Annotated in this window: 18 protein-coding genes; 13 read left to right on the top strand and 5 right to left on the bottom strand. The window is 63.6% G+C overall.

Features of this window, described 5'->3' with window-relative positions; genetic code table 11:
* Window positions 1–120: 120 nt before the first annotated feature.
* Complete coding sequence (locus BRAD3257_RS14110; RefSeq protein WP_122402330.1) at window positions 121–795, top strand: Crp/Fnr family transcriptional regulator; 675 nt, start codon at window positions 121–123, stop codon at window positions 793–795.
* A gap of 12 nt (window positions 796–807) precedes the next feature.
* Here BRAD3257_RS14110 and BRAD3257_RS14115 read toward each other — a convergent pair whose 3' ends face one another.
* The gene (locus BRAD3257_RS14115; protein ID WP_122402331.1) at window positions 808–2,070 is read right to left on the bottom strand and encodes an MFS transporter; all 1,263 of its coding nucleotides are present in this window, start codon (window positions 2,068–2,070) and stop codon (window positions 808–810) included.
* Window positions 2,071–2,362: 292 nt separating this feature from the next.
* On the opposite strand from BRAD3257_RS14115, the gene BRAD3257_RS14125 reads away from it, so the two are divergent.
* Window positions 2,363–5,689, top strand: coding sequence for an adenylate/guanylate cyclase domain-containing protein (locus BRAD3257_RS14125; RefSeq protein ID WP_122402332.1), 3,327 nt, complete (start codon window positions 2,363–2,365; stop codon window positions 5,687–5,689).
* A gap of 21 nt (window positions 5,690–5,710) precedes the next feature.
* Window positions 5,711–6,391, top strand: coding sequence for a redoxin domain-containing protein (locus BRAD3257_RS14130; RefSeq protein ID WP_122402333.1), 681 nt, complete (start codon window positions 5,711–5,713; stop codon window positions 6,389–6,391).
* A gap of 12 nt (window positions 6,392–6,403) precedes the next feature.
* Here BRAD3257_RS14130 and BRAD3257_RS14135 read toward each other — a convergent pair whose 3' ends face one another.
* Window positions 6,404–7,243 (bottom strand): uroporphyrinogen-III synthase, encoded by an 840-nt coding sequence (locus tag BRAD3257_RS14135; RefSeq protein ID WP_122402334.1) that lies wholly within the window; start codon window positions 7,241–7,243, stop codon window positions 6,404–6,406.
* Window positions 7,244–7,414: 171 nt separating this feature from the next.
* On the opposite strand from BRAD3257_RS14135, the gene purU reads away from it, so the two are divergent.
* On the top strand, window positions 7,415–8,278 hold the full coding sequence (gene purU / locus BRAD3257_RS14140; RefSeq protein WP_122402335.1) for a formyltetrahydrofolate deformylase: 864 nt from the start codon (window positions 7,415–7,417) through the stop codon (window positions 8,276–8,278).
* Window positions 8,279–8,390: 112 nt separating this feature from the next.
* On the opposite strand, the gene BRAD3257_RS14145 is transcribed toward purU, so the two are convergent.
* Entirely contained in the window at window positions 8,391–8,684 is a 294-nt protein-coding gene (locus tag BRAD3257_RS14145; RefSeq protein WP_129145983.1) for a hypothetical protein, read from the bottom strand.
* Between the two features lie 560 nt (window positions 8,685–9,244).
* Here BRAD3257_RS14145 and BRAD3257_RS14150 point away from each other — a divergent pair.
* The 6 genes from BRAD3257_RS14150 (at window position 9,245) to BRAD3257_RS14180 (ending at window position 15,114) form a co-directional block, all read left to right on the top strand.
* On the top strand, window positions 9,245–10,423 hold the full coding sequence (locus tag BRAD3257_RS14150) for an ABC transporter substrate-binding protein (protein ID WP_122402337.1): 1,179 nt from the start codon (window positions 9,245–9,247) through the stop codon (window positions 10,421–10,423).
* Between the two features lie 185 nt (window positions 10,424–10,608).
* Window positions 10,609–11,478 (top strand): branched-chain amino acid ABC transporter permease, encoded by an 870-nt coding sequence (locus BRAD3257_RS14160; protein ID WP_122402338.1) that lies wholly within the window; start codon window positions 10,609–10,611, stop codon window positions 11,476–11,478.
* Between the two features lie 8 nt (window positions 11,479–11,486).
* Entirely contained in the window at window positions 11,487–12,515 is a 1,029-nt protein-coding gene (locus tag BRAD3257_RS14165; RefSeq protein WP_122402339.1) for a branched-chain amino acid ABC transporter permease, read from the top strand.
* Window positions 12,512–13,267 carry an ABC transporter ATP-binding protein gene (locus BRAD3257_RS14170; RefSeq protein WP_122402340.1) on the top strand — a complete coding sequence of 252 codons (756 nt, stop codon included), beginning with the start codon at window positions 12,512–12,514 and terminating at the stop codon, window positions 13,265–13,267. Before BRAD3257_RS14165 ends, BRAD3257_RS14170 begins: the two co-directional genes overlap by 4 nt.
* Window positions 13,260–13,976, top strand: coding sequence for an ABC transporter ATP-binding protein (locus tag BRAD3257_RS14175; protein WP_122402341.1), 717 nt, complete (start codon window positions 13,260–13,262; stop codon window positions 13,974–13,976). The genes BRAD3257_RS14170 and BRAD3257_RS14175 overlap by 8 nt, the downstream gene beginning before the upstream one ends.
* Window positions 13,977–13,995: 19 nt before the next feature.
* The gene (locus BRAD3257_RS14180) at window positions 13,996–15,114 is read left to right on the top strand and encodes a cobalamin-independent methionine synthase II family protein (protein ID WP_122402342.1); all 1,119 of its coding nucleotides are present in this window, start codon (window positions 13,996–13,998) and stop codon (window positions 15,112–15,114) included.
* A gap of 166 nt (window positions 15,115–15,280) precedes the next feature.
* Here BRAD3257_RS14180 and BRAD3257_RS14190 read toward each other — a convergent pair whose 3' ends face one another.
* Window positions 15,281–16,999: a caspase family protein gene (locus BRAD3257_RS14190; RefSeq protein WP_122402343.1), complete on the bottom strand. Its 1,719-nt coding sequence runs from the start codon at window positions 16,997–16,999 to the stop codon at window positions 15,281–15,283.
* Between the two features lie 175 nt (window positions 17,000–17,174).
* Between BRAD3257_RS14190 and BRAD3257_RS14195 the strand changes: the two genes are divergently transcribed.
* The 3 genes from BRAD3257_RS14195 to ahcY all read left to right on the top strand — a co-directional run bounded on the left by BRAD3257_RS14195 (window position 17,175) and on the right by ahcY (window position 21,331).
* Window positions 17,175–18,530: a hypothetical protein gene (locus tag BRAD3257_RS14195; protein WP_122402344.1), complete on the top strand. Its 1,356-nt coding sequence runs from the start codon at window positions 17,175–17,177 to the stop codon at window positions 18,528–18,530.
* Between the two features lie 60 nt (window positions 18,531–18,590).
* The gene (gene metK, locus BRAD3257_RS14200) at window positions 18,591–19,787 is read left to right on the top strand and encodes a methionine adenosyltransferase (RefSeq protein ID WP_122402345.1); all 1,197 of its coding nucleotides are present in this window, start codon (window positions 18,591–18,593) and stop codon (window positions 19,785–19,787) included.
* A gap of 122 nt (window positions 19,788–19,909) precedes the next feature.
* Entirely contained in the window at window positions 19,910–21,331 is a 1,422-nt protein-coding gene (gene ahcY, locus BRAD3257_RS14205) for an adenosylhomocysteinase (RefSeq protein ID WP_122402346.1), read from the top strand.
* Between the two features lie 100 nt (window positions 21,332–21,431).
* Here ahcY and BRAD3257_RS14210 read toward each other — a convergent pair whose 3' ends face one another.
* The gene (locus BRAD3257_RS14210) at window positions 21,432–22,601 is read right to left on the bottom strand and encodes an IS481 family transposase (protein WP_122402347.1); all 1,170 of its coding nucleotides are present in this window, start codon (window positions 22,599–22,601) and stop codon (window positions 21,432–21,434) included.
* Between the last annotated feature and the right edge of the window lie 82 nt (window positions 22,602–22,683).

Consider the following 22,683-nt stretch of genomic DNA (forward strand, 5'->3'; position numbering starts at 1 on the left):
TCTGCGACAAAGTTTTCGGGCGGCAGCGGCTTTCATCTTTGGTCGAATGGCGGTCGAAACCATCATGTTGCACTGCAACAGAAGGCGGAGTGACGAAACGGTGCGGCTGGCCGCGAGATCATGATTTCAGAAGATCATCTGAAGCGCGTCGCCGCCTGGTCGCGGGAGCTCACACAAGCGGAGATCGAGGTCGCGCGTGCCGGAATCACGGAGCGGTCCTACGGCACCGGCGAGAGCGTGTTCATGCGCGGCGATATTTTTGCCTATTGGGCCGGCATGGTGAGCGGCCTTGCCCGTATGGGCGGGGTCTCGCGCGACGGCAAGGAGACCAGCCTTGCGGGGCTGACGGCGGGGGCCTGGTTCGGCGAGGGCAGCGTGCTCAAGAACGAGCCGCGCCGTTATGACGTTGTCGCGCTGCGCGACAGCCGCGTCGCACTGATGGAACGCAGCGCCTTCATGTGGCTGTTCGAGAACAGCGTCGGCTTCAACCGCTTCCTGGTGCGCCAGCTCAACGAGCGGCTCGGCCAGTTCATCGGTATGCTCGAGGTCAACCGCACGCTCGATGCCACCGCGCGCCTCGCCCGCAGCATCGCTTCGCTGTTCAATCCGATCCTCTATCCGGAATCGACCGCGCACCTGGAGATCACCCAGGAGGAGATCGGCGCACTCTCCGGCATGTCCCGCCAGAATGCGAACCGCGCGCTGAACCGACTGGAGAAGGAGGGGCTGCTGCGGCTGGAATATGGCGGTGTCACCATCCTCGATATCGAGCGGCTGCGCGGGTACGGGGATTAGTGCGGATATTCGTCACCGCGCATTGGCGGGGGCATGTACTGGCCAGAGGTCGGCGCGCCAGCGCACCGCGATCGCCATCATCGCGACGAACCCTGCGACCGCATAGAGCGACCCCGTCGCGGAATAGCCGATGATGTCGATCAGGCTGCCGGCTGCGAGCAGCCCGATCGGCAAGCCGTAGATCACCATCATGCGCACCCCCATGACGCGGCCGCGCAGATGTGCGCTCGCGGTGCGCATCAGGATCACGGCAGCCGAGATCATCGACATGCTCTGGGCGATGCCGGCGAGAACGAGGCAGGCCATGGCCACCGGTAAGGCCCTGATCTCGACGAACACCAGCAGCATGGCGTACCAGGCCAGCGTCGCGCCAATCAGAAGCCGGGCAATGCGCACGCCACTGACCAGGCTTAGCGTGATGGAGCCGATCAGAGAGCCAACGGCGAAACTCGCCGAGAGATAACCAAGGCCGGTCTGGTCGGTATGAAAGATCTCCCGCGCGATGTAGGGCAACAATCCGCCCGTGAAGGGAAATGCGGTAAGATTGGCCAGGAACGCGACGCACAGCGCCGCGCGCATTCCCGGGCCATTCCAGGCATAGACGATGCCTTCCTTCAGATCGCCCAGCAATCTCGAAACGGCGTCACTGTCCGCCGGGAGATCGCTCGTGGTGACAGGCCTTTTCGGCCGTGTCAGGCAGAGCATCAGAAGCGCAGCCGCGAGGTAGAGACCGGCGATCGCCACATACACGAGGCCAATGCCAAGAAGCGCGAACAGCCCGGCGCCCGTCAGTGCTCCGGCGATGCGGGCGCTGTCCTGGGTTGTGCGCGCAACGCTGATGGCGCCCACCAGTTGCTCGGGCGGCATGATCTCGGCCAGCAGCGCGCCCCGGACGCCGAGATCGGAGGGACGAATCAGGCCCATGATCGCGACGATCACCATGACGCTGAGCGGGGACAAATGACCGCTCAGCGCCAGGACCATGATGGTCGAAGAGAGTGCCGTATAGGCGAGACGCATCACGACCAGGAGATCGCGATGACCCATGCGATCGCCGATCATGCCGAACACGGGCGCGACCAGTGTTCCGACGAACTGGAGTGAAGCGAGCACGGTGAGCAGCAGCACCGAGCCGGTCTCTACGATGATGTACCAGCCGAGCACCAGCGTCTCGACCTCGAAGGCCCAGGAGGTGAGCAGGTCGGACGGCCACTGGAAGCGATAGTTGCGGATGCGAAATGGCGCGAGCGCGGAAGGTCCTGCGGATGTGCTCAAGATGCGACGACGGGTTTCACGGCGATTCCCTGCCCTTATTCATTTGTTCTTCTGTTTGGGAGGGTAGCCCCGGCGATCGCCCTGTCAATTGACGCTACCGCATGCCACCATGCTTTGCCGACGACGTGCGGTGCGCCAGAGCGCCCGCAGCATTGCTTCGCCGCCCATACTGAGATGTAGGTTGCCGCCGCTTGCTCTTCCGGCGCGCAAAGCCCATGCTGGTCTGCATCCTGGGACCCATTTGGTAGGGCCAGCAGATTGCGCCATCGCGGCTTCCGCGAGGTCTTGAGCCATGAACTGCTCGGGTTGTGGTTTCGAGGTTCAGAGCGGCTTTGCCTTCTGCCCGAAGTGCGGCATGAAGCAGCCGAACGCGTGCCCCGGCTGCGGCTTTCCATGCGCACCGGATTTTGTCTACTGCCCGAAATGCGGCTCCCTCGTCAGCGGGTCCAGCAATGACGGCGGACAGGCATCGGCGCAGACGAGCCCGGCGACACTCAGATCGTCTTCGCCACCGCTCCTGCAGGCGGCTCAAGGCGAATTTCGACCGCCGTCGGACAATGTCGATAGCGAAGCAAACCGCCGCACCATCACCGTGCTGTTTGCCGACCTCAGCGGCTTCACTGCGATGAGCGAGCGGCTCGACCCAGAGGTCATGCAGACGCTTCAGAACCAGTTGTTCGAGGAGCTGACGGCCGCGGTGCAGAGCTTCGGCGGCTTCGTGGACAAGTTCATCGGCGATGCGATGCTCGCGCTGTTTGGTGCGCCGGCTGCGCACGAGGACGACCCCGAGCGGGCGGTCCGCGCTGCCCTCGACATGATCAGCCGAACAGCGCGCCTCAGCGAGCGCGCGAGGGCCTACGCCGGTTCACCGTTGCAGCTCCATGTCGGCATCAACACCGGCCATGTCGTCGCGGGTGGGTTAGGCGTGGGCGTTGCCAAATCCTATTCGGTGACCGGCGATACCGTGAATACGGCGCAGCGATTGCAGTCGATGGCGTCTCCGGACGAGGTGCTGGTCGGGCCGTTGACCCACCGTCTGACGCGACATGCGTTCTCCTATGACTCGCTCGGCGAGATCTCGCTCAAGGGCAAGATGGGCGGCGTGCTGGTCCATCGTCTAAAGGGACCGCTCGATACGCCCCGCACGGCACGTGGCCTCGACACGCTGGGGCTCGATGCACCACTGATCGGGCGCGACGCCGAGCTTGCGCGCGTGATCGGCAGCCTTGATCGCGCCTGCGGCGGTGCGGCTCAACTGGTACGGCTGGTTGGCGAAGCGGGCATCGGGAAAACGCGGCTGGTGAACGAATTCGTCGCCCGTATCCGCGATGAGGATCGCTTCGCAGGCGTAGCGATCCGACAGGCGGTTTGCTCGCCGCTCGGCGAACAATCCTACGGAGCACTCGCCGCCGTGCTGCGTAGCGCCTATGGCATCGCAAAGAAGGCCGGCGCCGCAGAGGCAGAGACGAAGGTTGCAGAAGCGCTATTGGAGCTTGGCCTCGCGGCCGAGGAGGCCGATCGCCTGATGCCTCTCTACTTGCACGTTCTTGGCCTTGGCGATCCCAACGCTGTGCTCAGGCATGTCGAACCGGAACAGCTCCGGCGGCAGATCTTTTTCGCGATCCGTACCATCTTCGAACGCCGCCTCGCCTTGTCGCCACTTCTGATCATCGTCGAGGATCTGCATTGGGCCGACGCGGTGTCGCTTGAAGCGTTGCGGTTCCTGATGGACCGGCTGGAGCGGACACGGCTGATGCTGCTGTTTACACATCGGCCGGTGCAGGTGGATCAGTTCGGTTCGAGCAGGATCAGTCACACGACCATTCGGCTGTCTCCGCTTGACGATGCTGACGGACGAAGGCTGCTTTCGGCGTATTTCAGTCATGGCTGGCGGGAACCGCCGGGACGTTTGTTCACCCGAATCCTCGATCGCGCAGGCGGCAATCCGCTTTTCCTTGAGGAGATCATCCGCGGCCTCATCGAAGGCGGGGCCCTGGAGCGTGATGGCACGCAGTGGCGGTTGAAATCGGATGAAGCCGCCGCCGATATCCCAGCAAGCATACAGGCGTTGTTGCTGGCGCGCCTCGACCGCTTGCCGCATCAGGTGCGCCAGGTGGCCCAGGAGGCTGCGGTGATCGGTCCGCGCTTTGATGCGTCTGTTTTAGGTGCGGCGGCAAACGAGCCGGCAAGGGTCGAGGCAGCGCTCGAACTTCTGTGCGACGCCGAGATCATCGAGGAGGTCGCGGGCTCGAACTCGATGTCGCTGCGGACCTATCGCTTCACCCAGACCATGCTTCAGGACGTGATCTATCAAAATCTGCTTTTGCAGCGTCGGGTCGAACTCCATGGACGGATTGGTGCCGCGCTGGAGCGGCTCTATGGCAAAGAACCCGAGCAGCTCGAAGATCTCATATTGCTCGGACATCACTTCAGTCTGAGCGCGAGCAAGTCGAGAGGCGCGCGCTATTTACGCGCGGCCGGCGATCGCGCACGTGCGAGCTATGCCAACGACGATGCCCTCCGTTTCTATCAGCAATCCCTCGCCGTGCTGTCGACCTCCGGCGAACAGGAGCCGGAACGCCTGATCCTATACGAGCGCGTCGCGGACCTCTGTTGCGTGACTGGCCGCCGAAGCACCGCAGAGGAGCACTATCAGAGTGCGCTGGAGGAACACCGCACGGCAGGGGACCGCATCGGCGAGGCGCGCATTCTTCGCAAGCTCGGTCGATTGTTGTGGGACGCCGGCAAGCGCGTCAAGGCAGAGATGCATTATGCCGAGGCCGCTGAACGGCTTGGCGGGACCGACGCGCCGATCGAGTGGGCACACCTCCTGGAGTGGGCTCATCTCCAGCAAGAGCGCGGCCGTCTTGCGTTCCGTGTGGGCGATCACGTCGGCGCCGCGCGGTGGGCGGACGACGCGCTCGGCTACGCGCAATCGGTGCCGACCGATGCGGACGAGCAAGCCGGGTTCGAGGCGGCGGGCGCTATTGCGGAGGCGCTCAACACCAAGGGAGTTGCGCTGGCGCGGCTTGGGCGACACCAGGAGGCGGTGAAAGAGGTGGAGCAAAGTGTCGCGGCCGCCGAGGCCGCTGGCCTCCTCAACGTGGCGTGCCGCGGCTACACCAATCTTGGCGTGCTCTACACGATCATCGACCCGGCGCAAGCCATGGCGGTTTGCCGACGTGGCCTCGATGTCGCCAATCGTATCGGCGATCTCGGCTTCCAGGCGCGCCTTCTTGCCAATCTTGCCGTTGCCTGTTGCACCTTCACGGACAGATGTACCGAGGAGGGGGTGCCGGCTGCCGAAAAGGCGATCGAGATCGACCGCGCGCTCGATCAGCGCGAGCATCTCCCGGTACCCCTGATCGTGCTCGGGCAAATCCATCAGTGCCATTTCCGCCCCGACATGGCCGCGCGCTGCTACAACGAGGCCATCGAGGTGGCGAGCGAGACCGGCGAGCCGCAGCAGCTGTTTCCATGCTATGATGGTCTTGCGACGCTGAACCTTGATCGAGGCGACATGCCCGAGGCGGAGCGATATTTCGCGCTTGCCCACGATGTCTGCGCCCGGCACGGGCTCGATCCCGCAGGGCTGATCGTACTGCCGTTCCTTGACTAGCCAATGTGAGGGAGTTCAACCATGTCCGAAAGTCATGTTGGTGGACCACTTCAGCCGGGTGATCGCGCACCGAACATCGTCCTGGAGGCCATCACACGCGAAGGAAAGATCGCGCTCGAGGATTATCGCGGGCATAGCCCGATACTCGTCGGCCTGTTTCGCGGCCTGCACTGCCCATTCTGCCGGCGCCATATCGCGGCGCAAGCGCAGCTTGATGGCGTGCTGCGCGGGAAGGGGATCGAAAGTCTCACGGTCGTCAACACACCGATCGACCGGGCGCGGCTCTATTTCCGCTATCATCCATTGCCCAATCTGCTGGCCGCGTCCGACCCTGATCGGGTCTCGCACCGCGCATTTGGCCTGCCCAATCTCGAATTCACGGAGAACGAAACCGAGTGGCCACGCAAGGTCGGCATGGACGTGGTCATGAGCATGCAAGTGGACATGCCCGGCGAATTGCCCAGCCCGATGAACCGGCCGGCAGCCGCGGAGTACCTCAACAAGAAGGACGGTTACGAGATGACCGAAGCCGACCAGCGCATGGCGGCAACCGGCACGGGGCAGCTGTTTGGCCAGTTCCTGCTCGACCGGGAAGGGATCGTGCGCTGGACGTTCACCGAGGTTCCGAACGGCGGCCAGCGCATGTTCGGAGCGCCGAGCCCGCAGGAGTTGCTGTCGGCCGCCTCGCAGGTGGCTGGCTAGGCATCTTGGCGATTAACCCGCCGCGCTCGGTCGTTTCTCGGCGAGTGCCGCAGCCATCGCCGAGATCAGCGGACGCATGAAATACGCTTCATCTGCCGGCGAGACGTCGGTGCGCAGACCGTGCGCGGCGAGCTCACCGGAGACCGCCGGCCCCACCGAGGCGATCAACGTCCGTTCGAGACCTGCACGCAGTTTCGCTTCGCTGCCATGTGCTTTTGCGGCCTCGATCAGGCGGCGGACCTGGCCGAGATTGGTCAGCGCGAGCGAATCGATTCGCCCCTCCGCCATGTCGTCGATGGCGGCGACGATGTTGGCATCAGCGGCCTTGGAATCGTAGACGTAGGGCAGCACGGTATCGACCTCGGCGCCTTGCGCCGCAAGCGCACCGGTCAAGGCGCTGTGGTCCTTGTCCGGATAAAGCTGGAGGCCGAGGCGATGCCCCTTCAGGTCGAGCTTGGCCAGCATCTCGATCACGCCCTCCGTGGTCGGCTTCTCAGTGGTCTGCTGCGCTTCGAGACCGATCTCGCGCAGCGCCTTGCCCGGCTTCGGGCCCCGGGTGAATTTGCGCGCTCTGGCGAGCGCCGCGACAAGGGCGGCGTCGAGCTCGCGGGCGCGGGCAAGCTTCATGATGCGACGCAGGCCTTCGCCCGTCATCAGCACGAGATCGTCAAACGGCTTGTCGATGGCACGGCGAATCCAAGCCTCGACCGGAGCCGGGTCCGTCGCATCACGGATGGTGAACATCGGGCACTGCACGACCTCGGCGCCTTGCTCGAGCAGAAGCTTCGAAAACTGCGCCTCCTCCCGCGTTTCCAGGATCAAGATGCGGTAGCCGTTCAAGCGGTCGGCCATGGGTATGCTCCGGTCAGACAATCGCAATCGTCCGTTCATCCTGACTCCGCGCTTCGTGTCGAGGCAAGTCTTGGGATTGGCGCAAGGGCGGGGGCGGTGCTAGAGCAGGGCGCAAATCGCGGATAGTTCCGTTGCACAAAGCTTCATCAAGAGCCAAGCCTGTTCATCAATATGCCCGATCATCAATATGTCCTGACCCTGTCCTGTCCGGATCGCCCCGGCATCGTCTCCGCGGTGTCGACGTTCCTTGCCCACAACGGACAGAACATCCTCGACGCCCAGCAGTTTGACGACGTCGAGACCGAGAAGTTCTTCATGCGGGTGGTGTTCACGGCGGCCGATCTTGCCGTGGAATTGTCGGCGCTCCAGACCGGCTTTGCCGCGATCGCCGAGCGTTTCGGCATGGAGTGGCAGATGCGCGACCGGGCTGCGCATCGCAAGGTGATGCTGCTGGTGTCGAAATCCGACCACTGTCTGGTCGACATCCTCTATCGCTGGCGCACCGGCGAATTGCCGATGATACCGACCGCGATCGTCTCCAACCATCCGCGCGAGGTCTATGCCGGGCTCGATTTCGGCGGTATCCCCTTCCACCACCTGCCTGTCACCAAGGAGACCAAGCGCGAGCAGGAGGCGCAGATCATGGATCTCGTCGGCGAGACGAAGACCGATCTGGTGGTGCTCGCCCGCTACATGCAGATCCTGTCGGACGATCTCTCGGCAAAGCTGTCGGGGCGCTGCATCAACATTCACCACTCGTTCCTGCCTGGCTTCAAAGGCGCAAAACCCTATCACCAGGCGCATGAGCGCGGGGTGAAGCTGATTGGCGCCACCGCGCATTACGTCACGCGCGACCTCGACGAGGGCCCGATCATCGACCAGGACGTCGAGCGCATCAGCCATCGCGACATGCCGGAAGATCTGGTCCGCAAGGGCCGCGACATCGAGCGCCGCGTCCTGGCACGGGCCATCCGCTATCATCTCGATGATCGCGTCATTCTCAACGGCCGCAAGACGGTGGTGTTCGTGGATTAGGGTACTGTCGTTCCGGGACGCGCGAAGCGCGAACGATGGTGCGCAATTGCGCACCAGAGAACCTCGAGGTGCCGGGTTCGCCTGTGAGGCGCCCCGGAATGACAGGTATCCATCAGCGCACCGCGCCAGCCGACGTCGTCCCCGTCGCCCCCTTCTGGGCCTGCTCTTCTTTCTCGCGATCGGCCGCCGGCATCAGCCGCTTGCGTTCGCGTTCCTTCATGTAGGCATCGTATTGCGGTGTGCCCGGTCGCGGCGGCGCATCGGCCGGCAGGCCGCCGGCCCATTGCGGGACGTAGTCGCCCATGCCGGCCGAGAGCTTCTCGTTGACCGTGCCGCAGCCTGCAAGGTTGGACGCGAGCAGGGCGACTGCAGCAGCGATCGAAAGCGAACAGGAACGCATGGACATCTTCTAGGTCGTGCCGATCGGGCGCGAATAAGGGGGGCGCCGGATGGGCGTCAGCGGCGAACTATAACTTTCAATATGTAAAATTGGTTTATTCCAAGATTGGCGCCTCTGTATACAAAAAGGTATTATGGTGAGCATATTGCGGGCCTTGAAGCGTTCAGTCTAGCTGATACGGTATACATCACGTATTCACTCGTGCTCATTCGGTGAGAGCCGCCGGATGTCTCGCCGCGAAACACGTGAGATGTCCGGATTCTGCAAATGAGAGGCGGAATCTTCCATCAACGAGTCGCGCGGGCCTTCGTAAAATGGAGCATCACCCGACAAGGGCTTCTTCGTTGACAGGACCATGTTATTTGTACAAATGTACAAATCTCCTGCCGTCGTTGAGGCGGATCACGCGGCTTGCGCCGAATGGTCGCCCAACGTCCGATTGACAACGGGGTTGCAGAGGACGCCATGTGGCCGCGCGGCATGGCTTATCCGTGAGTCAAGCGCGGCAAGGACCGGGCACGCGGTCCGGCGCACAACAGGTCAGGAATGAAGGGGAGGGACATCCGATGTTCGAACGCAAGATTTTTCCACGAGCCGCAGCAGCGGCCGTCATCGCCGCCCTTGCGGCCGTCGCCTCCGCCAAGGCCGAGGACAGCATCAAGGTCGGCCTGATCCTGCCAATGACTGGCGGCCAGGCCTCGACCGGCAAGCAGATCGAGAACGCGATCAAGCTCTACATGCAGCAGAAGGGCGACACCGTCGCCGGCAAGAAGGTCGAGATCATCCTCAAGGACGATGCCGCGATTCCTGACAAGACCAAGACCGCCGCGCAGGAGTTGATCGTCAACGACAAGGTCAACTTCATCGCCGGCTTCGGCGTGACGCCGGCAGCCCTTGCCGCCGCGCCGCTGGCGACGCAGGCCAAGATCCCGGAAGTCGTAATGGCGGCCGGCACCTCCATCATCACGGAGCGCTCCCCCTACATCGTGCGCACCAGCTTCACGCTGGCGCAGTCCTCGACCATCATCGGCGACTGGGCCGTGAAGAACGGCATCAAGAAGGTGGCGACGCTGACCTCGGACTATGCGCCCGGCAATGACGCGCTGAATTTCTTCAAGCAGCATTTCACCGCCGGCGGCGGCGAGGTGGTCGAAGAGGTCAAGGTGCCCTTGCAAAATCCCGACTTCGCGCCGTTCCTCCAGCGCATGAAGGATGCCAAGCCCGACGCGATCTTCGTGTTCGTACCCGCGGGCCAGGGCGGCAACTTCATGAAGCAATATGCCGAGCGCGGCCTCGATAAGGCCGGCATCAAGGTGATCGGACCCGGCGACGTCACTGATGACGATTTGCTCAACAACATGGGTGATGCCGTGCTCGGCACGGTCACCGCGCACCTCTATTCCGCGGCGCATCCCTCGCAGATGAACAAGGATTTCGTCGCGGCCTACAAGAAGGCCTTCGGCAATCGTCCGGGCTTCATGGCCGTGAGCGGCTATGACGGCATCCACCTGATCTATGAGGCGCTGAAGAAGACGGGTGGCGACACCAACGGCGACAAGCTGATCGAGGCGATGAAGGGCCAGAAATGGGAGAGCCCGCGCGGCCCGATCTCGATCGACCCCGAGACCCGCGACATCGTGCAGAACATCTACATTCGCAAGGTCGAGAAGGTCGACGGCGAGCTCTACAATGTCGAGTTCGCGACCTTCGAGGCCGTCAAGGATCTCGGCAAGACCAAGAAGTGACGCGCTCTTCTAAACCTCTCCCGCTTGCGGGAGAGGTCGGCGCGCAGCGCCGGGTGAGGGTTCTCTCAATACGGGGATTGTCCCGTTGCGCAGATGCCCTCTCCCCAGCCCTCTCCCGCAAGCGGGAGAGGCACAGTAGCCTACTCCGCTTGGCGTAATATTTTCTCGACAACGACTTGTCATCGATGACCGCAATCCTCACCAACCTGTTCGATGGCGTTGCCTATGGCATGCTGTTGTTCGTGCTCGCCTGCGGGCTCGCGGTCACGCTCGGCCTGATGAACTTCGTCAATCTTGCCCACGGCGCCTTCGCGATGGCCGGCGGCTATGTCTGCATGGTGCTGGTCAACCGGATGGGCTGGCCGTTCTTCGCCGCGCTGCCGCTCGCCTTCGTCTCGGCCGCCGCGATCGGCATCGTACTGGAGCGCTCGCTCTACCGGCATCTCTATACCCGCAGCCATCTCGACCAGGTGCTGTTCACCATCGGCCTGACCTTCATGTCGGTGGCGGCGGTCGACTACATCCAGGGCTCCTCGCGCGTCTTCATCAATTTACCCGCCGCACTCCAGGGCCAGTTCGACGTGTTCGGCATCGGCATCGGCCGCTACCGGCTGATGATCATCGTGATCTGCGGCCTGCTCACCATCGGCCTGCAGATGGTGCTGGCCAAGACCCGCTTCGGCAGCCGTCTGCGCGCCGCGGTCGACGATCCCCGCGCCGCCAGCGGTCTCGGCATCAACGTGCCGCAAGTGTTCGCCTTCACCTTTGCGTTTGGTTGCGGGCTTGCCGGCCTCGGCGGCGCGTTGAGCGCCGAAATCCTCGGCCTCGACCCATATTTCCCGCTGAAGTTCATGATCTACTTCCTGATCGTGGTAACCGTCGGCGGCTCCTCCTCGATAACAGGCCCGTTCCTGGCGTCGCTGCTGCTCGGCATCGGCGACGTCGCCGGCAAATATTACGTGCCGAAGATGGGACCCTTCGTGATCTACACCATGATGATCGTGATTCTGATCTGGCGCCCGAACGGCCTGTTCGGCCGCACGGCCGCCCGTTGAGTTCGCCGATGACCGCTGCTTCCGACGTCGGGTACCACGCCCAGCGCCAGGCGCGCTGGCACTACGGCGAAGTCGCCTTCTGGCTCATCGTGCTGGCCTGTGGCTTTCTGTTTCCGTCGCGCTATCTGATCATGACCGACATCCTGCGCCTGGCGCTGTTTGCGATGTCGCTCGATCTGATCCTCGGCTATGCCGGCATTGTCTCGCTCGGCCATGCCGCCTTCTTCGGCGTCGGCGCCTATGCCGCGGGACTGCTTGCGCTGCACGGGATCATCAACGAGCCCGTGCTCGCGCTCGTCGTCGCGGGCCTTGCCGCGATGGTGCTCGGTTTCGGCACCAGCTTCCTGGTAATCCGCGGCGTCGACCTGACACGTCTGATGGTGACGCTCGGCATTGCGCTGCTGCTGGAGGCGCTCGCCGAACGCTTCTCCAATGTCACCGGCGGCACCGATGGCCTGCAGGGCATCGAGATGCAGCCGATTTTCGGCCAGATCCCGTTCGACATGTTCGGCAAGGCCGGCTTCTTCTATTCGCTGGCTGTGCTGTTCGTGCTGTTCCTGCTCGCCCGTCGTGTCGTCCATTCCCCGTTCGGCCTGTCGCTGCGCGCGATCAAGAACAATCCGTTGCGTGCCGCGGCCATCGGCATCCCCGTCAACCGCCGCCTGATCGCGATCTACACGCTGGCGGCGTTCTATGCCGGCATTGCGGGGGCGCTGTTCACCCAGACCACCGCGATCGCCTCGCTCGACGTGTTTGCCTTCGAGCGTTCCGCAGACCTGATGCTGGTGCTCGTCATTGGCGGCACCGGCTATCTCTATGGCGGGCTGATCGGTGCGGTGGTGTTCCGCATGCTGCAGGAATTGTTCTCGACGATCACCCCGCAATACTGGCAGTTCTGGATAGGCCTCGTGCTGGTCGTGATCGTGCTGGTCGGTCGCCAGCGCCTGCATCGCTGGGTGCTCTATGTGCCGAACCTGATCATCAGGCAGGTTGCGGGACGTAAAGCCGTCGTCGCCGTCCCGGAGAGCGACACATGACCATCGCGCTCGAAACCCGGAATCTCGAAAAGCAGTTCGGCGGCCTGCGTGTCACCCGCGATCTCTCCCTGAAGGTCGAGCAGGGCGCCCGCCATGCGTTGATCGGCCCCAACGGCGCCGGCAAGACTACCGTGATCAACCAACTCACCGGTGTGCTGAAGCCGAACTCGGGCCGCATCCTGCTCGAAGGCCAGGACATCACCGATTTGCCCGTGCACAAGCGCGTGCTGCGCGGCCTGTCGCGCACCTTCCAGATCAACCAGCTCTATCCCGACCTGACCGCGCTCGAGACCATTGGTCTTGCGGTCTCAGAGCGCCTCGGCCATGGCGGCGACTGGTGGCGGCGGATGGGGACGCGCGGCGACGTCAACGGCGAGATCGCCGAGTTGCTCACGCGCTTCCATCTGCTCGACGTCATGAACGAGCAGACCGTGACGCTTCCTTACGGCAAGCAGCGCCTGCTCGAGATTGCCGTCGCCATTGCTGCCAAGCCACGCGTGCTGCTGCTCGACGAGCCCGCCGCCGGCGTGCCCGAGAGCGAGCGCCACGACATTCTCGCCGTCGTCGGCGCGCTGCCGCGCGAGGTCACCGTGCTCTTGATCGAGCACGACATGGACCTCGTGTTCTCCTTCGCCGATCGCATCTCGGTGCTGGTCTCGGGCGCGCTGCTGACCGAAGGCCCTCCCGAGCAGGTCGCGCGCGATCCGCAAGTGAAGGCCGTCTATCTCGGCGAGGAGGCTGTCAATGTCTGACCTGCTCGCGATCGATTCACTTCGCGCCGGCTACGGCGAGGCCGTGGTGCTGCCGAAGATGACGCTCCGCCTCGCGCAGGGGCAAGTGCTCGCGCTGCTCGGGCGCAACGGCACCGGCAAGACCACGCTGATCAACTCCATCGTCGGCGTCACCCGCCGCTTCGCAGGCAGCATCACGCTCGCCGGCACCGACCTCACGGCCATGCGGCCCGACCAGCGGGCGCGCGCCGGCATCGGTTGGGTGCCGCAGGAGCGCAACATCTTCCGCTCGCTCACGGTGGAAGAGAACATGACCGCGGTGGCGCAACCCGGTCCCTGGACGGTGGAGAAGGTCTACGAGATGTTTCCGCGGCTGAAGGAGCGGCGGAGCAACTTTGGCAACCAGCTCTCCGGCGGCGAGCAACAAATGCTGGCGATCGGCCGCGCGCTCACCCTCAACCCGAAGGTCCTGCTGCTGGACGAGCCCACCGAAGGCCTCGCCCCCATCATCGTCGATGAGCTTCTGAAGGCGATCGGGACCATCACCCGGGCAGGAGGCATCTGCTCGATCATCGTCGAGCAGAATGCCCAAAAGATTCTGGGGCTCGCGGACCGCGTTGTGATATTGGAGCGCGGAACGATCGTCCACGACGCTCCGAGCGCTGCGCTGAAGGCGGACCCCTCGGTCCTGGAGCGCCATCTCGGAGTGGCAGGGGCGGCGGCACACTAAAATTTGCAGGGAGTAATACATGCAGCAAACCAAAGCCCCCTTCCGTGCCGACGAGGTCGGCAGCCTTTTGCGCCCCGCCAAGATCAAGGAAGCCCGTGCAAAACTGGAGAAGGGCGAGATCTCGGCTGACGATCTGCGCAAGATCGAGGACTTGGAGATCGAGAAGGTCGTGCACAAGCAGGCCTCGATTGGGCTCAAGCTCGCGACGGACGGCGAATTCCGCCGCTCCTGGTGGCATTTCGACTTCCTGGCCAAGCTCACCGGCTGCGAGCTATTCCACCCCGACACCGGCATCCAGTTCACGGGCGTGCAGACCCGTCACGATGCGGTCCGCGTCATAGGCAAGCTCGACTTCCCCGATGACCACCCGATGCTGGATCACTTCCGCTTCCTGAAGAAGGTCGCCGACCAGGCCCACGTCACCGCCAAGATGACGATCCCGTCACCGGCCGTGCTGCACTTCCGCGGCGGCCGGAAGTCGATCTCGAAGGACGTCTATCCCGACCTCGATGCCTTCTACGAAGATCTCGGTAGGACCTACCGCAAAGCGGTGAAGGCGTTCTACGACGCCGGCTGTCGCTATCTACAGTTCGACGACACCGTCTGGGCCTATCTCTGCTCGCAGGATGAATTGCAGAAGGCGCGCGAGCGCGGCGACAATCCGGACGGCCTGCAGCAGATCTATGCCCGCATCATCAACTACGCCCTGGCGGAGAAGCCCGCCGACATGGTGGTGACGACGCACGTCTGCCGCGGCAATTTCCGCTCGACCTGGATCTCCTCGGGCGGCTACGAGCCGGTGGCCGAGACCCTGCTCGCCGGCACCAATTACGACGGCTACTTCCTGGAGTACGACAGCGACCGAGCCGGCGGTTTCGAACCGCTGCGCTTCCTGCCCAAGGGCAACAAGGTCGTCGTGGTCGGCGTCATCACTTCGAAGTTCGGCGAGCTCGAGAAGAAGGACGACATCAAGCGCCGCCTGCAAGAAGCCGCCAAGTTCGCTCCCTTGGAGCAGCTCGCATTGTCCCCGCAATGCGGCTTCGCCTCGACCGAGGAGGGCAACATCCTCTCCGAGGAGGAGCAGTGGGCCAAGCTGAGCTTGGCGGTGGAAATCGCCAAGGAAGTGTGGGGTAACTAGGCCCCGCCGCCGACCTCGCTTGTGTCCCGGACGCGCTGCAACGCTCTTGCGTTGCTGCGCAGAGCCGTGATCCAGAACGCAACGAGCCGAGTGGCGGAGAGATGGGCCTCGGCTCGGCAGCGCACCGCTGAAGAAGCGCTGCGCTGCGTCTGGGCACGAGGCCATCTCACTTCTCCGCCAGATAGACCTCGCCCAGCAACGACGAATTCGACCACGGCACCTGCTTGTTCTTCGTGGTCGAGACCACCTCGGCCCGCACCCGCGTCAGCATCTGCTGCACCTCCAGCCCGGGGGTGCCGATATGACGCGAGAGGGCGGCGGAGAACGGCGAGTTGGCGCCTTCGCCGTCGAGCGCGACCTGGCCCGGCGCGGTCGCGAATGCGATCAGCGTGCCGGCCCCTAAAGTCGCACCGGTGCCGAGACTCGTTGGCGCGGCGAGGCCCGAGGCGCCCTCGATGCCGCGAGTATTTCCGGCAGCTGCGACCTGCTGCGCCATCGGGTTGTTGCGGCAGGCATCGAAGATCAGAATGTTGGTGCGGACCTGGTCGTCGAGGCCGGCCATGATCGTGTCCATGTCGATCATCGCCTCCGTCATGTTCGCGCCCGGCTTGAGCGCGACGTCGACGGGAATGAGATAGTTGCGGCCGTCGACCTGCACGCCATGGCCGGCATAGTAGACCACCGCCACCTGCGCCCGCGCCGCCTCGCGCAGAAAGTCGCGCGTCATCTTCTGCATCGCGGCGCGATCGAGATCGACGCCCTCGGACACGCTGAAGCCGATGTCGCGCAGGCTCTTCGCGACCGCACGCGCATCGTTGGGCGGATTGGGCAGCGCCTTGACGTGCGCATAGGCGCCGTTGCCGATGATCAGCGCCATGCGTGCACCGCGGACGGCCGGAGCTGGCGACGGAATCGGTGCTGAGCCGGTCTGCAGCGGGGTAGGGGATGCCGCCGGCTGCGTTGCAGGGGAGGGGGTATCGCGCGGGATCGGCGCGGCGGCGTCCGTCACCAGCGCCAGCCGAACCTTTGCTGTTGCCTGGCTAGCCTTGCTGCCGGCATCGGACGCAACGATAGCCAGCGTCGCCTTGCAGTCGTCGCGCGCGCGTGCGTAGTCGCCTTTGGCCTCATAGGCCAGCGCGCGATGGGTGTAGCCCGATATCAGCACGCTGTTCGGCGGCGTCATGATGTTGACCGGCGGCTTCTCCTTGGCGAGCTGGATCGCTTCGCTGCCGTCGGCGATGGCGCGATCGAAATCGCCCTTGGCCCGCCAGATCGAGGTACGGGTGATCAGCGGCTGCGGCAGCGAGGGATCAAGCCGGATCGCCTGGTTGACGTCGGCGAGTGCACCGTCGAGATCGCCGAGGGCTTCCTTCGAGATGCCTCGGTTCTGGAACGAGAACGCCGATCTCGGATCTGACTTGATCGCCATGTCGTAGTCGGCGATCGCCTTGGTGTAATCGCGCTTGCCCCGCCAGGCGTTGCCGCGATTGTGGAAGATGATGCCGCTGGGCGGGCCGAGCTTCAGCGCGTCGTCGAAATCGGCGATCGCGATGTCGTAGTCGCCCTTGTCGAAATAGGCAGATCCCCTGAGGTTGTAGACAGCCTGGCTCGGCTTGAGCCGGATCGCTTCCGTGGTATCAGCGATGACCTTTGCGTAGTCGCCCTTCTTATTCCAGCCCACCGCACGCCAGAAATAGACGGTGGCGAGTTGTTCACCCTTGAAGACCTTCAGCGCGATGATCTTGGTGCAGGCGTCGACCATCTGGTCCGCCGGCGTGGTCTCGGTAGTGCAGAGCGGTCCGAGCTGACTACGCGCCTGCCCGAAGGCGGGCAGGGCTCCCGGCGCGACGGTGAGCAGGCAGAGTGCGACGAGCAGACGGCGCATGGCGATGGTCCCGTGAGGAGAAGCGCTTGTTTGTTGCCCAAGAGGGCGTAGGGGTTCACCGCTCCGCCCGCCCTGGCGCGCCCAGGGAAACGCGGCGCCTCGATCCGCTATTCCCTGAGTGGGCAGAATTTGCTAAGAGGTGGGACCCAACCCAGCTGCCCACCGCTTCCCACTTATGAAGAACGACGAAATCCTGAGCCAGATCACCGAGTTCTGCCGCAAGGCTGACATGGCGGAATCGACCTTCGGCCGGCGCGCGGTGAACGATGGGAAGCTGGTGCATCGCCTGCGCGAAGGAAAGCGCATCACCATCGACACGCTGGAGCGGATCCAGGCCTATATGGCCGCATCGATGGCCGGCGGCGTGCCGCCGCCGCGGGGACTTCAGGTGCCGCCGGAAAAGCGCGATCCGCGCGGCAATTTCCGCTTCTTCGAGAACCGTCAGAAATATCTGCTGTTCGTTCACACCTGTAGCGAAAAGCGGGTGATCGCGGACCGGGTTGCGTTGGAGCTTTCATCCATCCACCCGCGCCCGCCGGCCCTGCGTTTGTTCGACGCGGGTGTCGGCGACGGCACGGTGCTGGCGCGGGTGCTGCGCGCAACGCACCAGCGTTTTCCACACATGCCGTTCTATGTCGCCGGCAAGGAGCTCAGCCTGGAGGATCTGCGGCTGACGCTGGAGAAGGTGCCGGACCGCATTTTCGAGCATCCGGCGTCGGTGTTCGTCTTCACCAACATGTTTTACGCGGAGGCGCCATGGCTCACCCCGGCATCGCCTGCGGCGGCGGCTGCCACCGTCTGGCACGAGGTGCCGCTGCGCGGCGCTTCGTCGGGCGAATTCGAGCAGCAGATCGTGGAGCTGAGGCCGTTCTTGGAGCAGAACTGGCGCGCTGCGATCAGCCCACGCACGGCTATGCCGCTCTACGAGCGGCCCGTCGTCCTCGTGCTCTATCGCGAGGACCATAGATTCCTGTTGGATTCGACCATTCCGCGGCCGGGCCAGGCCGAAGCCAATTTCGACCTCGTCATCGCGTCCCAGCCCTACCGGGCCCTGTCCTCGGTCAATTTCCGGGCCAAGCGGATCATTGCACCCCTGGCGCGGGCGCTTCGGCCGGGCGGCAGGCTGATCGGAATCCACTCCCACGGCCATGATCCCGGTATGGAAATGATCCAGGCGATCTGGCCCGGAGAAAATCCTTTCTCGGTCAGCCGCCATGAGCTACTGCGTGCAGTTAAGTATGAACTTGGATCGGTGGGCCGCGACTTAAATTTTAATGCGTATGCGGATAACCGTTCGATCTTCAGGTATGATATGGAAGCGCTGCCCAACGAGGTCACCGGCACCATCGGAACCTCTACGGCCTTTGCAGCGTGGAATGCGGCAGTGTATGTCGCTCAGATTGAGGACGACCGGTTGACGGAAATGACTCAAAACGGCCGCACTCTGGATGCCGCCAGGGACGTGCTGCGAAAGTACAATGGGCTCTGGTTTCTCGACGAATCCTACGTCATCTCGCGTCGGCGTGATTGACATCATCAAAAGTAAACATCGCAAAAGCCCGCCGGCTAGCGGCGGAACAAGGGGTTACTGATGCGCGCGTCCTATCTCTTCACCAGTGAGTCCGTGTCCGAGGGCCATCCGGACAAGGTCTGTGACCGGATCTCCGATGAGATCGTCGACCTGTTCTATCGTGAAGGGCCGAAGGCGGGCATCGATCCTTGGGCCATCCGCGCCGCCTGCGAGACGCTGGCGACCACCAATAAGGTGGTGATCGCCGGTGAGACCCGCGGTCCGAAATCGGTGACCAACGAGCAGATCGAGAGCGTCGTCCGCGGCGCGATCAAGGACATTGGCTACGAGCAGGAGGGCTTCCACTGGAAGACCTGCGATATCGAGATCCTGCTGCATCCGCAGTCGGCGGACATCGCCCAGGGCGTCGACGCACTTCAGCCGGGCGAGGTCAAGGAAGAAGGCGCAGGCGACCAGGGCATCATGTTCGGTTACGCCACCAATGAGACGCCGGATTTGATGCCTGCGCCGATCTTCTACGCTCACAAGATCCTGCGGCTGATCTCCGAAGCCCGACACTCCGGCAAGGAGAAGGTGCTCGGTCCGGATTCCAAGAGCCAGGTCACCGTGCAGTACGAGAACGGCAAGCCGGTCGGCGTGCGCGAGATCGTGGTGTCGCACCAGCATCTGATCGAGGACCTCACCTCCAAGCAGGTGCGCGACATCGTCGAGCCCTATGTGCGCGAGGCGCTGCCGAAGGACTGGATCACGCCGAAGACGATCTGGCACATCAACCCGACCGGCAAGTTCTACATCGGTGGTCCCGATGGCGATTCCGGCCTGACCGGCCGCAAGATCATCGTCGATACCTATGGCGGCGCGGCCCCGCATGGCGGCGGCGCGTTCTCGGGCAAGGATCCGACCAAGGTCGACCGCTCTGCGGCCTATGCCGCGCGCTACGTCGCCAAGAACATCGTCGCGGCCGGTCTTGCCGACCGCTGCACGCTCCAGCTCGCTTACGCCATCGGTGTGGCACGTCCGCTGTCGATCTACATCGACACGCACGGCACCGGTAAGGTGTCGGAAGACCAGCTCGAGAAGGCCGCCGCCAAGGCGATGGATCTGACGCCCCGCGGCATCCGCACCCATCTCGACCTCAACCGACCGATCTACGCGCGCACCGCAGCCTACGGTCATTTCGGCCGCACGCCCGACAACGAGGGCGGCTTCTCCTGGGAGAAGACCGATCTCGTCGAGCAGCTCAAGCGCGCGCTCTAGTTCTCTTGCGTCATTCCGGGGCGCCGCCACGGCGGCGAACCCGGAATCTTGATCCTCCAGATTCCGGGTTCGCTCGTTTTACGAGCGCCCCGGAATGACGAGCCAACAAACAGGAACCCCCTATGAACGCGAAGCCCGGCTTCACCGATTACATCGTCAAGGACATCTCGCTCGCCGATTTCGGCCGCAAGGAAATCTCGCTCGCCGAGACCGAAATGCCCGGTCTGATGGCCACCCGCGAGGAGTTCGGCCCGAAGCAGCCGCTGAAGGGCGCGCGCATCGCCGGCTCCCTGCACATGACGATCCAGACCGCGGTGCTGATCGAGACGCTCGCAGCCCTCGGCGCCGACATCCGCTGGGTCTCCTGCAACATCTATTCGACCCAGGACCACGCTGCGGCCGCGATCGCCGCCGCCGGCATTCCCGTCTTCGCCGTCAAGGGCGAGACGCTCACGGAATACTGGGACTACACCGCGAAGCTGTTCGACTGGCATGGCGGCGGCACGCCGAACATGATCCTCGATGACGGCGGCGACGCCACCATGCTGGTGCATGCCGGCGTCCGTGCCGAAAACGGCGACACCGCGTTCCTCGACAAGCCAGCTTCCGAGGAAGAGGAGATCTTCTACGCGCTGATCAAGCGCCTGCTGAAGGAGAAGCCGAAGGGCTATTTCGGCGAGATCGCCAAGAACATCAAGGGCGTCTCGGAAGAGACCACCACGGGTGTGCATCGCCTCTACGAGATGGCCAATAAGGGCACGCTGCTGTTCCCCGCCATCAACGTCAACGACAGCGTCACCAAGTCGAAGTTCGACAACCTCTATGGCTGCCGGGAATCGCTGGTCGACGGCATTCGTCGCGGTACCGACGTGATGCTGTCGGGCAAGGTCGCGATGGTCGCGGGCTTCGGCGACGTCGGTAAGGGCTCGGCGGCCTCGCTGCGCCAGGCGGGTTGCCGCGTGATGGTCTCCGAAGTCGATCCGATCTGCGCGCTGCAGGCCGCGATGGAAGGCTATGAGGTCGTGACAATGGAAGACGCCGCGCCCCGCGCCGACATCTTCGTCACCGCGACCGGCAACAAGGACATCATCACCATCGAGCACATGCGTGCGATGAAGGATCGCGCCATCGTGTGCAACATCGGCCACTTCGATAACGAGATCCAGATCGCGGCGCTCCGCAATCTGAAGTGGACCAACATCAAGCCGCAGGTCGACGAGATCGAGTTCCCCGACAAGCACCGCATCATCATGCTGTCGGAAGGCCGTCTCGTGAACCTCGGCAACGCGATGGGCCATCCGTCCTTCGTGATGTCGGCATCCTTCACCAACCAGACGCTGGCGCAGATCGAGCTGTTCGCCAACAACAAGGACGGCAAATATCAGAAGAAGGTCTACGTGCTGCCCAAGACCCTCGACGAAAAGGTCGCCCGCCTGCACCTCGCCAAGATCGGCGTCAAGCTCACCGAGCTCCGCAAGGACCAGGCCGACTACATCGGCGTGAAGGTGGAAGGTCCGTACAAGTCGGACCACTACCGGTACTGATTTTCGGCTAAGGGCAGGCTACGGACGTTGCGAGTTTCTGCTCGCAACGAGATTGACAGGGCCCCGCCACAACCCCCACTGTCATCGCCCGGCTTGATGTTCAGCCCGGGGACATGACCGACGGGTGTTCGGGGACATAGCCGACACATTCTCCGCTCGCCAAGTCGATGATAGCGACTTGGTGGGCGGCAAAGAAGATCCCGTATTGCGCATCGTTTGCCGAGGGGCGGATGGCGAGGCGCTCGCCACGGAAGGCCTGTGGCACTTTCCAAAGACGTCCCTTGAAGCTGACATAGGCTTTGGTCGTGGAGACGCGGCGCACGATCTCATGGCTGTCGTATTCGACCTGTGGCAATCGATCGGGCATTGCTCGCTGGCTGGGCCGATATCGACTGGCCGGGACCTGTTGTCCGAGCGCCTCGTGTGGCCGTTCGAAGTTGTAGACTTCCCGCCAGGCGTCGAAGGCACGCTGCGTCTCTGCGAGATCGCGGAACTGTCGCAGTGCGAACACCTCAGCCGCGAGGGTGCGGTGGAATCGTTCATTCTTGCCGCGGCTTTGCGGGTGATATGGGCGGCTGTGGATGACGGCGACGCCAAGCTTGAGCAGCCACACCGAGAACCGTGTCCATCGCTCGCCGGAAGGATCACCCCAGGGCGAACCATTGTCGACGAAGAAAGCCTCCGGGAGCCCGTAGTGGCGAAAGGTCTTCTCCAAGCGGCGGCGCACGGTATCTGTGCGTTGATCGGCACAGGCCTGCAGGCACAGATCATAGCGGGAGTGGTCATCCACCACCTTCAGAGGATGGCACTGGGTATCATTGCCGAGCCGAACCCAGCCTTTGAAGTCCATCTGCCACAACAGATTGGGGGCCGGCATCTCGAAACGCTGGCTTGCCGTCGGGCCGCCGATCGGAGGCTTGATGCGGCCAGACCGACGCAAGATCTGATGAACTGTTGAGACTGCTGGCGAACGCAAGCCATTGCGCTCCAGGCAGTGAGCTATCTTGCGAGCTCCCCATGCCGGATGGGCATCGCGTACCGCGAGAATACGTGCCTCAAGCTCGCAATCGGTCTGTCCCGGGCTCGCATGCGGTCGGCGCGAGCGGTCGTCGACATTCTGATCCGCTTGCCATCGTGCAAGCCATTTGTAGCCCGTGTCGGGATGGATATTGAACCGCCGGCAGAGCTCCCGCCGGTTCGCTCCCTCCTGCATCGCAAGCCGCACGAACTCCCGCCGCTGATCCATCACCGACACCTCTCGCCAGGGCATGGACTTGGCCTCCTTTACTGCCAAATCCCTGCACTATGATGTGTCGGCTATGTCCCCGAACACCCGTCGGTCATGTCCCCGG

This window comes from Bradyrhizobium vignae (genome assembly GCF_900324035.1).
GTDB classification, from domain to species: Bacteria; Pseudomonadota; Alphaproteobacteria; order Rhizobiales; family Xanthobacteraceae; genus Bradyrhizobium; species Bradyrhizobium vignae.